We start from the raw sequence: 14,137 nt of genomic DNA, 5'->3' as shown, positions 1-14,137 counted from the left end.
GGCACCTGCAAAAACCTTTGAAACAGGCGGTATCAAGGCCTGCCCACTGCCTGGTGGGGCTCAAGGATTTTCGGGGTGTCTTTATAACACCCGTCCGTCGACTGCCGAAAAATCGATAGGCCGGGATAACCGTTGCCTTGTGTTTCTCTCTCGCACTGCCTGGAGCATCTGCGCCATGAGTTCTGCCTCTCTTATAAAGACCCCGCCGGAAAAGGTGCGGGTCAACGGTTGGGTGTTCTACACCTCCACCGCGCTGATTCTGTTGTTGACCGCCATTCTGATCATCGCTCCGCAGGAGGCCGGGCGCATGCTCGGCGTAGCCCAGGCCTGGCTTTCCAAAAGCTTCGGCTGGTACTACATGGTGGTCATCGCCGCTTACCTGGTGTTTGTGGTCGGCCTGGCGTTTTCGTCCTATGGCAAGTTGAAACTGGGCAGCAAGGACGACACCCCGGACTTCAGCTACGGCGCCTGGGCCGGCATGCTGTTCTCGTCGGGCATCGGTATCTCGTTGCTGTACTTCGGTGCCTCCGAGCCGCTGGATCACTACTTCAACCCGCCCGAAGGCGCCGCCGCCAGCAACGGCGCGGCACGCCAGGCGTTGCAGTTGACCTTTTTGCACTGGGGCCTGCATGGCTGGGCGATCTATGCGCTGGTCGGCCTGGCGGTGGCGTACTTCGCCTACCGGCATAACCAGCCGCTGGCCTTGCGTTCGGCGCTGTACCCGCTGGTGGGTGAGCGTTGGGTGAAGGGCGCGGCCGGTCACGCGGTGGATGGTTTCGGCATGTTCGTGACCCTGTTGGGCCTGGTGACCAACCTGGGCATCGGTTCGATGCAGGTGTCGTCCGGCCTGGAAAACCTGTTCGGCATGGCGCACAGCAACACCAACCTGCTGATCGTGATCATCGTGATGAGCACCGTGGCGACCATCGCCGCCGTGTCGGGCGTGGAGAACGGCATCCGCCGCCTGTCCAACCTCAATATCGTGCTGTTCAGCGGCTTGCTGATCTTTGTGCTGCTGTTCGGCCCGACCCTGCACCTGCTCAATGGCCTGGTGCAGAACACCGGCGACTACCTCAACGGCATCGTGCTGAAAACCTTCGACCTCTATGTGTACGAAGGCGACGGTGACAAGACCGAACGCTGGATGGGCCTGTGGACCCTGTTCTACTGGGCCTGGTGGATTTCCTGGGCACCGTTCGTGGGCATGTTCATCGCGCGGATTTCCCGTGGCCGCACGGTGCGTGAACTGGTGGCCGGCGTGTTGCTGATTCCCCTGGGCTTTACCCTGGCGTGGCTGTCGATCTTCGGTAACTCGGCGCTGGACCTGGTGTTGAACCATGGTGCGGTGGAGTTGGGCAAGACGGCGCTGGAACAACCGTCCATGGCCATCTACCAACTGCTGGAGCATTACCCGGCGTCGAAAATCGTCATCGGCGTGTCGATCTTCGTGGGCTTTGTGCTGTTCCTGACCCCGGCGGATTCCGGTGCGGTGATGATGGCCAACCTTTCCTGCAAAGGCGGCAATGTGGATGAAGATGCGCCGCACTGGCTGCGCATCTTCTGGTCGGCGGTGATCACCCTGGTGACCATCGGCCTGCTGTTTGCCGGCAACTTCGAAGCCATGCAAACCATGGTGGTGCTGGCGGGGCTGCCGTTCTCGGTGGTGCTGATTTTCTTTATGTTCGGTTTGCACAAGGCGATGCGCCAGGACGTGGCGATCGAACAGGAGCAGGCGCAACTGGCTGAACGCGGGCGTCGTGGCTTCAGCGAGCGCTTGACGGCACTCGACCTGCAACCGAGCCAGGGCACTGTGCAGCGCTTTATGGACAAGCACGTCACGCCGGCGCTGGAAGAGGCGGCGGTCGCGTTGCGTGAGCAAGGGTTGGAAGTGCAGACGCTGTTGGGCAAGTCCAAGCGCTGCATCGGTGTGCGCATCGAGATGGAAGAGGGCAACCCCTTCGTTTATGAAGTGAGCCTGGATGCTTACTCGTCGGCACCGAGCGACCTGCCCGAAGAAGAACGCACCCGCTATTACCGGGCCGAGGTGTACCTGCACAACGGGCCTCAGGAATACGACCTGATGGGCTTCGCCCAGGAACAGATCACCCGGGACGTGCTCGATCAGTTTGAAAGCCATCGGCAGCTCCTTGGCCGTGTCTATAGCTGATGCGTTGAAAGCCCGGTGGTGTCACTGACATCACTGGGGCAAAAAATGTGGGGGGCAAGCCCCCTCCCACATGTTTGACCCGGTTTCTGCACTGGCGTTTGCGGTGTTTGCTAGCCCAGGTTTTTGCCCAGCAGGGCGTGGTAGAGCTCACTGTCGCCAAGGATCCCCACCACCTGGTTGTTGTCATGCAACACCAGCTTGTTCCCCGTCTGGTAACGAATCTGCAGCGCATCACGCATGCCGATATTCGAATCCACCAGGGTCGGTACCCGGCCCAAACCTTCCACCGGTTGCCCCGGCGCCCAGTTCTGCAGGTTCATCACCATGCCATTCTGGCGGGCGCCCTGGATGGTGTTGCCTTCGGACAGGTCCAGCCACGAATCGCCGCCCGGGTCGAGGCACACCGAACCGTTGACGCGTTTGCAGTTGTCCAGTGTGCGCATCAGGCTGCGGCCGCACAGTACGTTCAGCGGGTTGGTATGGGCGACGAAGGTGCGTACGTAGTCGTCCGCCGGGTTCAGCACGATCTCTTCCGGCACGCTGTACTGGATGATCTTGCCGTCTTTCATGATCGCGATGCGGCTGCCCAGCTTGAGCGCCTCGTCGAGGTCGTGGCTGACGAACACGATGGTCTTGCTCAGCTTGCTTTGCAGTTCCAGCAACTCGTCCTGCAGGCCCTGGCGGATCAGCGGGTCGAGGGCGGAGAAGGGCTCGTCCATCAGCAGGATGTCGGCGTCCATCGCCAACGCGCGGGCCAGGCCGACGCGTTGTTGCATGCCGCCGGACAGCTCATCGGGCTTCTTGTTGCGCCACTGGGTCAGGCCCACCAGCTCGAGTTTCTCGTCCACCAGCTTGCGCCGTTCTTTTTCCGGGCGGCCCTGCATTTCCAGACCAAAGCTGATGTTCTCGCGCACCGTCAGCCAGGGCATCAGGGCGAACTTCTGGAACACCATGGCGATGCGCTTGGTGCGCATCATTTTCAGCTCGGCGGGGCTGCAGGAGGCGATGTCGATCTGGCGACCTTCATGCTCGACGAACAGTTGGCCACGGCTGACGGTGTTGAGGCCGTTGATGCAGCGCAGCAGGCTCGACTTGCCGGAGCCAGACAGGCCCATCAGCACGCAGATCTCGCCTTTTTCCACATCCAGGCTGGCTTTTTCAACGCCGACAATCTGCCCGGTTTTTTTCAGGATCTCGTTACGGCTCATGCCCTGGTCCAGCAGCTTGAGCGCTTCGCGTGGGTCTTTGGAGAAGATCACGTCGACATTGTCGAATCGGATAATGCTCATGCATCACCCCCTACTTTGGCGTCGGGTTGTTTGCAGATGCGGTCGAGCATGATGGCCAGCAGCACAATCGCCAGGCCGGCTTCAAAGCCCAGGGCGATATCGGCGGTGTTCAGCGCGTTGACCACCGGCTTACCGAGGCCGTCGGCGCCCACCAGGGCCGCGATCACCACCATCGACAACGACAGCATGATGCATTGGGTAATACCGGCAGCGATGCTCGGCATGGCGTGGGGCAGTTCAATGCGCGAGAGCAACTGACGGCGCGAGCAGCCAAAGGCCTTGCCGGCGTCCATCAACTCTTGCGGTACATCACGGATACCCAGGTAGGTCAGGCGGATCGGCGCGGCAATCGCGAACACCACCGTGGAAATCAGTCCGGGCACCACACCCAGCCCGAAGAGGGTCAGGGTAGGGATGAGGTAGACGAAGGTCGGCACGGTCTGCATCAGATCGAGCACCGGCCGCATCATGGTGTAGAACAGCGGTTTGTGCGCGGCAACAATGCCCAGCGGCACACCGATGACCACGCAGACCAGGGTGGCGAACAGCACCTGCGCGAGGGTCTCCATGGTTTCCTGCCAGTACCCCAGGTTGAGGATCAGCAGGAAAGAGACGATGACAAAAACAGTCAGTCCCCATTTACGTTGAATAAAGTGAGCCAGCAGCGCAATCAGACCGATCAATGCCAGCGGATTGAACCAGGTCAGCGCGAACGTCACGCCGTGGATCATCGTTTCCAGTGTCGATGCGATTGCGTCGAAGTAGTTGGCGCCGTGTTGGGTCAACCATTCGACGAAGGCAGCGATGTACTGGCCTAGTGGGATTTTCTGTTCAGTCAGCATGGTAGTGAATGTCCACATGCGAAGAGGGAAAACATCCCGGGGCAGCGCACCGCCCCGGGGTCAGCGGGATTACTTGGCGAGATACGCTTTGACGGCCTCCAGGCCTGGTTTGCCATCGACGGTATTGACTCCGGCGAGCCAGGTGTCGAGGACTTGCGGGTTCTTTTTCAGCCAGGCCTTGGCGGCGGCATCGGGCTTCATCTTGTCGTCCAGGACGTTACCCATCAGGGTGCTTTCCATGTTCAAGGTGAACACCAGGTTCTTCAGCAACTGACCGACGTTGCTGCATTCCTCGGTGTAGCCCTTGCGGGTGTTGGTATAGATGGTGGCCTGGCCGTAGTTGGGGCCGAACGAATCGTCACCCCCGGTCAGGTACTTCATCTTGAAGCGGGTGTTCATCGGGTGCGGTTCCCAGCCGAGGAACACGATGGCCTGGTCACGCTTGGTGGCGCGCTCAACCTGGGAAAGCATCCCGGCTTCGCTGGATTCGACCACTTTGAAACCGGCGGTCTTGAGGCCGAAGGCGTCTTTGTCGATCAGCGTCTGGATGGTGCGGTTGCCGTCGTTACCCGGCTCGATGCCGTAGATCTTGCCGCCCAGCTCATCCTTGAATTTGGCGATATCGGCGAAGTCTTTCAGGCCCTTGTTGTACAGCGCCTCGGGTACCGCCAGGGTGTACTTGGCGTTTTCCAGGTTGGCGCGCACGGTTTCCACGGTGCCGGCATCACGGTACTGCTTGATGTCGTTTTCCATGGTCGGCATCCAGTTGCCGAGGAACACGTCCATGTTCTTGCCGTCGGCCAGGGACTTGTAGGTCACAGGAACGGAAATCATCGTGGTCTTGGTCTTGTAGCCCAGGCCCTTGAGGATTTCGCTGGTGGTCGCGGTCGTGACGGTGATGTCGGTCCAGCCGACATCGGAGAAGTTGACGGTCTTGCACTGTTCCGGTTCTGCGGCGTGCGCCATGACTGGCAGACTCAGCATGGCGGCCAACAACAACGAGGGTGAACCTTTCATCTGGGTAGACTCCTGTGTTTTTTCTGGCGGCATTCGCCGCGCTTTATAAGTGTTGCGGTTGGAGCGTGCGGCAACAGCTCTGCCACGGTGCCTTGCAAACGAGTCGAGACTGATCATGTACCAGTGAAAATCTGACGCCTACAGGGGGCGTCGTATCCAGTACAGGGAGGGTCGTATCCAGTGTCGGTGACGTCGCTTACAGGTTTTTCCCAAGGTAAAACCGCTGTTTTTGCCCGTCTGCACCGCTAAAAACGGCTGAAACAGGCGATCGCACGGGAGCGACGCTGGTGAGCATGGGTGCGTCGGTGTGAGACGCCGTGAGCGACAGCAAAAGCTTGATGATGCCGCCATCTGGGCGATCTGAGCGTAGCACCTCGTTCAAGCCTGGCCGTGCTTATCGAGGAGTTCTACCGTAATGGCTATCAGTGTTTTCGACCTGTTCAAGATCGGCATCGGGCCTTCCAGTTCTCACACCGTCGGCCCCATGCGCGCCGCGGCGTTGTTCGTCCAGGGGTTACGTGAACGTGAACTGTTGGAACAAGTCAGGCGTGTCGAAGTTCAGCTGTACGGTTCGCTGTCCGCCACCGGCATCGGCCACGGCAGCGACACCGCCACCATCATGGGCCTGATGGGCGAGTGGCCGGACGCGATCGATCCGTCGCAGATCGGCCTGCGCATCCACACCCTGCGCGAAACCGACACATTGCTGCTCGATGGGCGTTTGCCCGTGCCGTTCGTGTGGGCCCGGGACATGCGCCTGCTCGACGAAAACCTGCCGTTCCACCCCAACGCCATGACCCTGGTGGTGTACGGCGATGAAGGCGAGCTGCACCGCGACACCTACTACTCAGTGGGCGGTGGTTTTGTGGTGGATGAAGCCCAGGCGCAGAGCGGTGTGGCGGACATGGACCGCACCGAGTTGCCCTATGATTTCTCCAGCGCGGTGGAGTTGCTGCAGCTGTGCAAGACCCACAACCTGCGCGTTGCCGAGTTGATGCTGGCCAATGAAAAAGTCTGGCGCTCCGAAGACGAAATCCGCAGTGGCCTGATGAAGCTCTGGCGCGCCATGCAGGCGTGCGTGGAGGAGGGCCTCAAGCACGAAGGCATCCTGCCCGGCGGCCTCAATGTGCGCCGTCGTGCCGCCAAGTTGCACCGCAGTCTGCAGGAGTTGAACAAGCCGAATGTGATCGGCTCGACCTTGAGTGCGATGGAGTGGGTCAACCTGTTCGCCCTGGCGGTGAATGAAGAAAACGCCGCCGGTGGGCGCATGGTCACGGCGCCCACCAACGGTGCGGCGGGGATCATTCCGGCGGTGCTGCACTACTTCATGAAGTTCAGCGACGAAGTCACCGAAGCCAACGTGGTCGACTACCTGCTCAGTGCAGCGGCGGTGGGGATCCTGTGCAAGAAGAACGCCTCGATCTCCGGGGCCGAAGTCGGTTGCCAGGGTGAAGTGGGTTCGGCCTGCGCCATGGCCGCTGCCGGGCTGGCAGAGATCCTCGGCGCAACCCCGGAGCAACTGTGCAACGCCGCCGAAATCGGCCTGGAGCACAACCTCGGCCTGACCTGCGACCCGGTGGGCGGGCTGGTGCAAGTGCCGTGCATCGAGCGCAATGCGATTGCCGCGGTGAAGGCGATCAACGCGGCGCAGATGGCCCTGCGCGGTGATGGCCAGCACTTTATCTCCCTGGACCGCGTGATCCGCACTATGCGCGATACCGGGGCGGATATGCATGACAAGTACAAGGAGACGTCCCGGGGCGGGTTGGCGGTCAGCGCGGTGGAGTGCTGATGAGCTTGTTGTGATGAGTGGGGCCTTTGTGGTGAGCGGGGCAAGCCCGCTCACCACAAGTGAACACACAGACCCCACAGCGCCACCTTTTAGCGCGTCGCAAACAGATAAGTAGCTTCCAAACGATTTCCCCCTCGACCACCCGTCACCTGTGCGTGCGGTGACAGACTTTTCCTACGCGCTGAAAGCGCCTTCCCACAAGTGATACCGAACTGCTCACACACCTTGAGCAGGGCCGCTCCGACGTCTATTTCAGCCATATCCCGTACTCCTCGCGCGGGCTTATTTAGACGCGTCATCAGGTCGTTTTCAGGATTTGTTGAATAGCCATTCAAATTTAGGCATGGCATTTGCTCTACCAATTCAAAGCCTCTCGCCTTGCCGGATGAAGAGCGCAATAACAAGAGCCTCGCCTGAGGCCATCACCTGCTTTGTGTGAGGAGATACCGCCATGACGTCGTTCAACTCCGGGGCCCAACCCCAGAACCGTGCGCCTCAATCCATCGGCTTTTTGCTGCTGGACAATTTCACGCTGATTTCCCTGGCCTCGGCCGTGGAACCGCTGCGCATGGCCAACCAGCTGTCCGGCCGCGAGCTGTATCGCTGGACAACCCTGAGTGTCGACGGCAACCAGGTATGGGCCAGCGACGGTCTGCAAATCACCCCCGATGCCTCCATGCACAAAGCCCCGGCCCTGGACACTGTGATTGTGTGCGGCGGCGTGGGTATCCAGCGTACCGTGACCCGTGAGCATGTGTCGTGGCTGCAAAGCCAGGCGCGCCAGTCCCGTCGCCTTGGCGCAGTGTGCACCGGCAGCTGGGCCCTGGCCTGTGCCGGTCTGCTCGACGGTTTTGATTGCAGCGTGCACTGGGAATGCCTGGCGTCGATGCAGGAAGCCTTCCCGCGTGTGTCGATGAGCACCCGTTTGTTCACCCTCGACCGCAACCGCTTCACCAGTTCGGGCGGCACCGCGCCGTTGGACATGATGCTGCACCTGATCAGCCGCGACCATGGCCGTGAACTGTCGGCGGCGATCTCCGAGATGTTCGTGTACGAGCGCATCCGCAACGAACAGGATCACCAGCGTGTGCCGCTCAAGCACATGCTTGGCACCAACCAGCCGAAGCTGCAGGAAATCGTCGCGCTGATGGAAGCCAACCTCGAAGAGCCGATCGACCTCGACGAACTGGCGGTGTACGTCGCCGTGTCGCGTCGCCAGCTGGAGCGGCTGTTCCAGAAATACCTGCACTGCTCGCCGTCGCGCTATTACCTCAAGCTGCGCCTGATTCGCGCGCGGCAGTTGCTCAAGCAAACGCCGATGTCGATCATCGAAGTGGCCTCGGTGTGCGGGTTTGTCTCCACGCCGCACTTCTCCAAGTGCTACCGCGAATACTTCGGCATTCCGCCACGGGATGAGCGCGTAGGCTCCAACACCACCCAGCAGGTGGCGATGATGCCGATTCCGCAGGCGCTGGTGTTATCACCGCTGTCGGGACCGATGGCGGCGTTGAGCCAGGCGCGCAATGAGTCGACTTTCGCGAGTGTACGGCTCTAAACCGAGTTGACTGCATCGGGGGCTTGCCCCCGATAGCGGTCTGTCAGGCGCCGGAGTTCTGCTTGAACTGCATCAGCGCCGGCAACAGTTGCTTATCGATCGCCTGGCGCACCGCCGGCAAAATCGTCGCACTGCCGGTGTACATCTGCTCAACCATACCCTTGAGCGCCTTGGCCCGTGCTTCGCTCAAACCGCGTACGGCACATTCGCAGGCCTGCTCGGCAGTAGAGCCGCTGGAGACTTCGAAACCCAGCGAGCGCAGTTGGCTCAGCAGGTCATCCTGGTCAATCAAATCCGCATGCATCATGACGTTTATCCTGGTGAGGGGAGCGGGGTTCGACCTCGATTCTGGTAGCCACCCAAGCGGTCGGCAAGGGCAGAATGCACGAATGCCTCAGATGGCTATGGGCATGTCGTTTTCGGGCCATTTGCCGAAGGCACTTACCGGCACACTGAACCCAGGCACACAGCTTGATGGTTTGGTCACCCTCGGGATGTAACGCTCTCACAAGGCACCTCTGCCCCGATCCAGTCACGGCTGGATCGGGGCTTTTTTTGCCTGGGTTTTTTCGGTGTCTGTGCCGGCCTCATCGGGGCACAAGTATCTACACAACTTCAGTAGGATAACGCGTAGCAGCTGTCGAGCCTTGGCGAGGCTGCGTTTGCGGCGCGTCTGACACACCGCCGACGCAGCCTCGCCAAGGCTCGACAGCTGCTACGCAGGGGGCTCGGCTCAAGATGTGTAGATACCTATGCTCATCGGGGGCACCACGGTTTACCGCTGTAACACCAATATCCTTGAGAGCAACTCGTCGCGATCGATATAGCATCCCTGGAAATGCCGCGCCCCCGAAGTGGGATCAAACGCATTGCGCGCATGCAACGTGCGGCGGTTATCGAAGCACCACAGCTCGCCCGGGTTCAGGCGCTTGACCAGCCGAAAGCGCGCCTCGCGCGTCATCGCGATAAAGCGTCGATAAGCCTGATACAGCAACGGCATCTGCGCCACCGACGTCTCGAACGGCCCACGCAAAAAGTTGGCCATGCGAATCTCTGCCACATCCCCCAGTGCGTCCAATGCGATGATCGGCGCGAGGCGACGATAGTCGCTGTGGCGGTCTTTGTTGCGAAACTCCACGGGTATTTCACACAAGGCACGAAACGCTTCGGGATCTTCCTCGCGCAGGGCATTGGCGATGGCAAACCCATCGACAAAAATACTTTCGCCCCCGTCGGCATCGTTGACCAGGCAATGCAGGAATTGCAGCCCCGGTTGCAGCTCCCGGGTCGGCAAATCACTGTGCAAGGGCAGGTTGAAAGCGGTGTAGGCATTGCTGTCGGCATCGGCCTTGGATTGCACGTTGAACAGCACGCCGAAATTGCTCTCGCGGATAAATGAAATACGCTGGGCAACACGCGCCAGGGAGCCGGGTTCGGTGGGTACGCCGCGCATTTGCGTCAGGCCCGCGTCACGCAAGGCCAGCAGCCATTGCAGCAGCGCCGCAGGGTCTTGCATGACCGCCGCGTAGTCGAATATAGGCAGTTCGAAGGTGTTGTCCCAGAGCCGCGATTTTGGTTTCGCCGCCCGGCGTTCGGCGCGGGATTCATCGTCGTAGGCATGGGCCCGCAGCCAGCCGGGATCGTACCGGCTGCGATGACCGCCGTGCCATTCCACGCTGAGGAAGCCCTGGTCGATACGCACGCTGATGGCGCTGAGGTTTTCATCCACATCGACAATTTCCAGCACTTGCTCGCGGGTCACGCTGTACACGCATTGCGTGCACGGGCAGTTGTCCCGCAGCCACTGATGGTGAAACGGGCTGACCCGGCCATCGGCCCATGTCACGCGAACCTGATCGTCCAGCACCTGTGCATCGGCGAGGTCGAAGCGTTTCGGGTAAATACGGAAATCGGCAACAGCGGCGGCGGTTTGCATGATGGCTCCTTATTTTTTTGGGGGCAGTCCAATCACCCGGCCGAGGAGGGCGGGCCTTGGCAGGTCGGCTTGCTCAGCGCTGATCGCAATGAGTTTCTCCAATGTCGCCTCGGCAAATGGGGCCGAATGCGGACCCGCCAGGTCGACGTGCAGCAGCATCTGTTCGTTGCCGGCCAATGCTTTCTCATCGCCCACTAAATGCAGGCTGTGATAAAGGTGCAGGCGCTTGGCGTCGTGGGCGATCAGTTGCGTGTGCACCTCCACTTCGGCACCGAGTTTCACTTCGTGCAGGTAGTTCAGGTGCAGTTCCAGGGTGAACAGCGAATGGCCGCTGGCTTCGCGGTTTTCACTGTCCAGGCCGAGGGTGTCCATCAGCGCGTCGGTGGCGTAGCTGAAGATCAGCAGGTAGAACGCGTCGCGCAGGTGGCCGTTGTAGTCCACCCAGTCGGCAAGGACTGGGGTGGTGTAGGTGGTCAGTGCAGGCATGGTGAGGGTTCCGTTATTCGGCGAAGGTCATGCCGTGCTTGGCTTTGGTGGTTTTCACCGCTTCCAGCACCGCCAGCAGGCAATCATCACGATAGCGTTCCAGCGCCGAAATGCTGTGTTTGCCCAGTTGCTCGCTGGTGCCATCGACCACATCGTCGATCAACTTGTCGGTCAGCTCCGGAGCCGGCAGGTAGGTCCACGGCAATTGCAACGCCGGGCCGAACTGCGCCATGAAGTGGCGCATGCCCGCATCGCCACCCGCCAGGGTGTAGGTGAGGAATGTGCCCATGAACGACCAGCGCAGGCCGGCGCCAAAGCGGATGGCATCGTCGATCTCGCCGGTGGTGGCCACGCCGTCATTCACCAGGTGCAACGCCTCGCGCCACAGCGCTTCGAGCAAGCGGTCGGCGATAAACCCGGGGACCTCCTTGCGCACATGCAGCGGGCGCATGCCGAGGGATTCATACACCTTGATCGCGGCCTGGATCGCTTGCGGCGCGGTGTGCTTGCCGCCGACCACTTCCACCAGCGGCAGCAGATAGACCGGGTTGAACGGATGGCCGACCACACAGCGTTCCGGGTGGGTCGAGCCCTCGTAGAACTCACTCGGCAACAACCCTGAGGTACTCGAACCGATCAGTGCATTGGGCTTGGCCGCGGCGCTGATCCTGCTGTGCAATTCCAACTTCAGTTCCAGGCGTTCCGGGGCGCTTTCCTGGATGAAGTCGGCGTCTTTCACACATTCTTCGATGGTGGCCACAAAGCGCAGGCGGTCTTGCGCGGCGCCGGGTGCCAGGCCCTGTTTTTCCAGGGCGCCCCAGGCATTGGCGACGCGTTTGCGCAACGCCGCTTCGGCACCCGGTGCGGGGTCCCAGGCGACCACGTCGAGGCCGTGGGCCAGGGCACGGGACACCCAGCCGCTGCCGATGACACCGCTGCCGAGGGCGGCGAAGGTTTTGATCTCAGTGATAAAGCGCATGGCGACGATCCTGAAGTATTCACACATTCTGTTTTGGGAACCGGCTCAAACTGTGGGAGGGAGCAAGCCCCCTCCCACATTTTTTAGCCGCGCTTGGTCAGGCCCATCTTGATGCGGCCTTCCGCCGGGGTCATGACCCGTGCGCCCAGGCGGCTGAGAATTTCACTGGCGCGTTCCACCAGTTGGCCGTTGGTGGCGAGTACGCCCTTGTCCAGCCACAGGTTGTCTTCCAGGCCGACCCGTACGTTGCCGCCCAGCAGCACCGCTTGCGCGGCCATGGGCATTTGCATGCGGCCGATCCCGAACCCGGCCCACACCGCGTCGGCGGGGAGGTTGTCGACCATGGCCTTCATGGTGGTGGTGTCGGCCGGCGCACCCCATGGGATGCCCAGGCACAGTTGGAACAGCGGGTTGTCGAGCAGGCCTTCCTTGATCATCTGCTTGGCGAACCACAGGTGGCCGGTGTCGAAGATTTCCAGCTCGGCCTTCACGCCCAGTTCCTGGATGCGCTTGGCGCCCGCACGCAACTGCGCCGGGGTGGAGACGTAAATCGTGTCGCCGTCACCGAAGTTCAGGGTGCCGCAGTCCAGGGTGCAGATTTCCGGCAGCAGCTCTTCCACATGGGCCAGGCGGGTCAGCGGGCCGACCAGGTCGGTATTGGGACCGAATTCCATCGGGTGCTCGCCGCCGCCGATCTCGAGGTCGCCGCCCATGCCGGCGGTGAGGTTGACGATGATGTCGATGTCAGCCTCGCGGATGCGCTCCATCACTTCGCGATACAGGGCAACGTCGCGGCTGAACTTGCCGGTCTCGGGGTCGCGCACATGGCAGTGCACCACGGTGGCGCCCGCCTTGGCGGCTTCCACCGCAGCGGCGGCGATTTGCTTGGGGGTGACCGGCACGTGTGGGCTTCTGGCGGTCGTGTCGCCAGCACCGGTGAGTGCGCAGGTGATGATGACGTCGTGGTTCATGGGGCGGTTCCTTACGGGCGTGTGATTTCAAGGCGTACGGTGCCGTTCGCAGCCAGGAGCGGCTGCGACACGGTGGTTCAAGTCAGGTTATTTGCTGGTGAGTTGCAGGTTGGCTGCAGCCGGTTTGCCATCGAAGGTGGTCACGCCTTCCAGCCAGCGCGCCTGGTCCTGGGGATGATCCTTGAGCCACTGCCTGGCGGACTCGAGGGCGTCCTTGTGATCCAGCAACGGCTGCATCATCCGGCTCTCGTCGGCGGCGGTGAAGGTCAGGTTGGTCAGCAGCTTGTGCACGTTGGGGCACTGTTCGGCGTAGGTCGGCGCGGTGACCGTCCACACGCTGGCCATGCCTTCGTTCGGGCCCAGGGCGTCATCGCTGCCGGTGAGGTAGGTCATCGCGATATTGACGTTCATCGGGTGCGGCGCCCAGCCGAAGAACACCACGGCTTCCTTGCGGCGTACCGCACGGTCCACGGCGGCAAGCATGCCGGCCTCGCTGGATTCCACCAGTTGGAATTTGCCCAGGCCGAACTGGTTCTTGGCGATCATCGCCTTGATCTGGGTGTTGGCCCCCGAACCCGGCTCGATGCCGTAGATCTTGCCGCCCAGCTCCTTCTCGAATTTGGCGATGTCGGCAAAGGTCTTCAGGCCTTTGTCCGCCAGGTAAGTCGGCACCGCGAGGGTCGCGCGGGCGTCTTCCAGGCTGGGTTTGTCGAGGACTTTGATTTGCTTGGCGTCGACGAACGGCGTGATGGTCTGGGTCATCAGCGGGTTCCAGTAGCCGAGGAACAGATCCAGGCGCTGGTCACGGATACCGGCGAAGATGATTTGCTGGGAGGCGCTGGTTTGTTTGGTCTTGTAGCCGAGGCCGTCGAGCAACACTTGGGTCATGGCACTGGTGGCGATGACGTCGGTCCAGTTCACCACGCCCATGCGCACGTTCTGGCAGGATGCCGCGTCGGCAGCCCATACGTTCGTGCTCAAGATGGCGCTGGCGCTGAGTGCAAGCACGCAGCGGCGAATCAGTCGGTTCATGGTGGATCCCTCGGCAGGTCGTTATTGTGGGGGCCGGCGTCTTTGTGCGCCGTGAGGCCAAGTTACGTAGC

General features: G+C 61.3%; 12 protein-coding genes. 3 read left to right on the top strand and 9 right to left on the bottom strand.

The window, feature by feature from the left end:
- Positions 1-232 precede the first annotated feature (232 nt).
- Positions 233-2,167 (top strand): BCCT family transporter, encoded by a 1,935-nt coding sequence (locus BFQ01_RS12220; RefSeq protein ID WP_242001078.1) that lies wholly within the window; start codon positions 233-235, stop codon positions 2,165-2,167.
- Between the two features lie 110 nt (positions 2,168-2,277).
- Here the strand turns inward: BFQ01_RS12220 and choV are convergent, their stop codons facing one another.
- The 3 genes from choV to BFQ01_RS12205 all read right to left on the bottom strand — a co-directional run bounded on the left by choV (position 2,278) and on the right by BFQ01_RS12205 (position 5,315).
- Positions 2,278-3,456 (bottom strand): choline ABC transporter ATP-binding protein, encoded by a 1,179-nt coding sequence (gene choV, locus BFQ01_RS12215; protein WP_065925471.1) that lies wholly within the window; start codon positions 3,454-3,456, stop codon positions 2,278-2,280.
- Positions 3,453-4,298 carry a choline ABC transporter permease subunit gene (choW, locus tag BFQ01_RS12210; RefSeq protein WP_065925470.1) on the bottom strand — a complete coding sequence of 282 codons (846 nt, stop codon included), beginning with the start codon at positions 4,296-4,298 and terminating at the stop codon, positions 3,453-3,455. The genes choV and choW overlap by 4 nt, the downstream gene beginning before the upstream one ends.
- Positions 4,299-4,367: 69 nt before the next feature.
- Positions 4,368-5,315: a choline ABC transporter substrate-binding protein gene (locus BFQ01_RS12205; RefSeq protein ID WP_027606017.1), complete on the bottom strand. Its 948-nt coding sequence runs from the start codon at positions 5,313-5,315 to the stop codon at positions 4,368-4,370.
- Positions 5,316-5,730: 415 nt separating this feature from the next.
- Here BFQ01_RS12205 and BFQ01_RS12200 point away from each other — a divergent pair, with 415 nt between their 5' ends.
- Both BFQ01_RS12200 and BFQ01_RS12195 read left to right on the top strand, forming a co-directional pair.
- Positions 5,731-7,107 (top strand): L-serine ammonia-lyase, encoded by a 1,377-nt coding sequence (locus BFQ01_RS12200; protein ID WP_065925469.1) that lies wholly within the window; start codon positions 5,731-5,733, stop codon positions 7,105-7,107.
- 451 nt (positions 7,108-7,558) lie between these two features.
- The gene (locus tag BFQ01_RS12195) at positions 7,559-8,662 is read left to right on the top strand and encodes a choline metabolism transcriptional regulator GbdR (RefSeq protein ID WP_065925468.1); all 1,104 of its coding nucleotides are present in this window, start codon (positions 7,559-7,561) and stop codon (positions 8,660-8,662) included.
- 43 nt (positions 8,663-8,705) lie between these two features.
- On the opposite strand, the gene BFQ01_RS12190 is transcribed toward BFQ01_RS12195, so the two are convergent.
- The 6 genes from BFQ01_RS12190 to BFQ01_RS12165 all read right to left on the bottom strand — a co-directional run bounded on the left by BFQ01_RS12190 (position 8,706) and on the right by BFQ01_RS12165 (position 14,066).
- Complete coding sequence (locus BFQ01_RS12190; protein WP_065925467.1) at positions 8,706-8,969, bottom strand: hypothetical protein; 264 nt, start codon at positions 8,967-8,969, stop codon at positions 8,706-8,708.
- Between the two features lie 468 nt (positions 8,970-9,437).
- The gene (locus BFQ01_RS12185) at positions 9,438-10,598 is read right to left on the bottom strand and encodes a gamma-butyrobetaine dioxygenase (protein ID WP_065925466.1); all 1,161 of its coding nucleotides are present in this window, start codon (positions 10,596-10,598) and stop codon (positions 9,438-9,440) included.
- A gap of 9 nt (positions 10,599-10,607) precedes the next feature.
- On the bottom strand, positions 10,608-11,084 hold the full coding sequence (locus BFQ01_RS12180) for a thioesterase family protein (protein WP_065925465.1): 477 nt from the start codon (positions 11,082-11,084) through the stop codon (positions 10,608-10,610).
- Positions 11,085-11,097: 13 nt separating this feature from the next.
- Positions 11,098-12,063, bottom strand: a complete 966-nt coding sequence (locus BFQ01_RS12175; protein ID WP_065925464.1) for an L-carnitine dehydrogenase — start codon at positions 12,061-12,063, stop codon at positions 11,098-11,100.
- An 83-nt stretch (positions 12,064-12,146) separates the two neighbouring features.
- Positions 12,147-13,034, bottom strand: coding sequence for a 3-keto-5-aminohexanoate cleavage protein (locus BFQ01_RS12170; RefSeq protein WP_065925463.1), 888 nt, complete (start codon positions 13,032-13,034; stop codon positions 12,147-12,149).
- Positions 13,035-13,121: 87 nt separating this feature from the next.
- Positions 13,122-14,066, bottom strand: a complete 945-nt coding sequence (locus BFQ01_RS12165) for a choline ABC transporter substrate-binding protein (RefSeq protein WP_027606008.1) — start codon at positions 14,064-14,066, stop codon at positions 13,122-13,124.
- Positions 14,067-14,137: the final 71 nt, after the last annotated feature.

This window comes from Pseudomonas sp. 8 R 14 (assembly GCF_900005955.1).
Lineage (GTDB): Bacteria > Pseudomonadota > Gammaproteobacteria > Pseudomonadales > Pseudomonadaceae > Aquipseudomonas > Aquipseudomonas marginalis.
The sequence above is the reverse complement of the archived record's forward strand: the minus strand, read 5'-3'. Positions and strand labels throughout refer to the sequence as shown.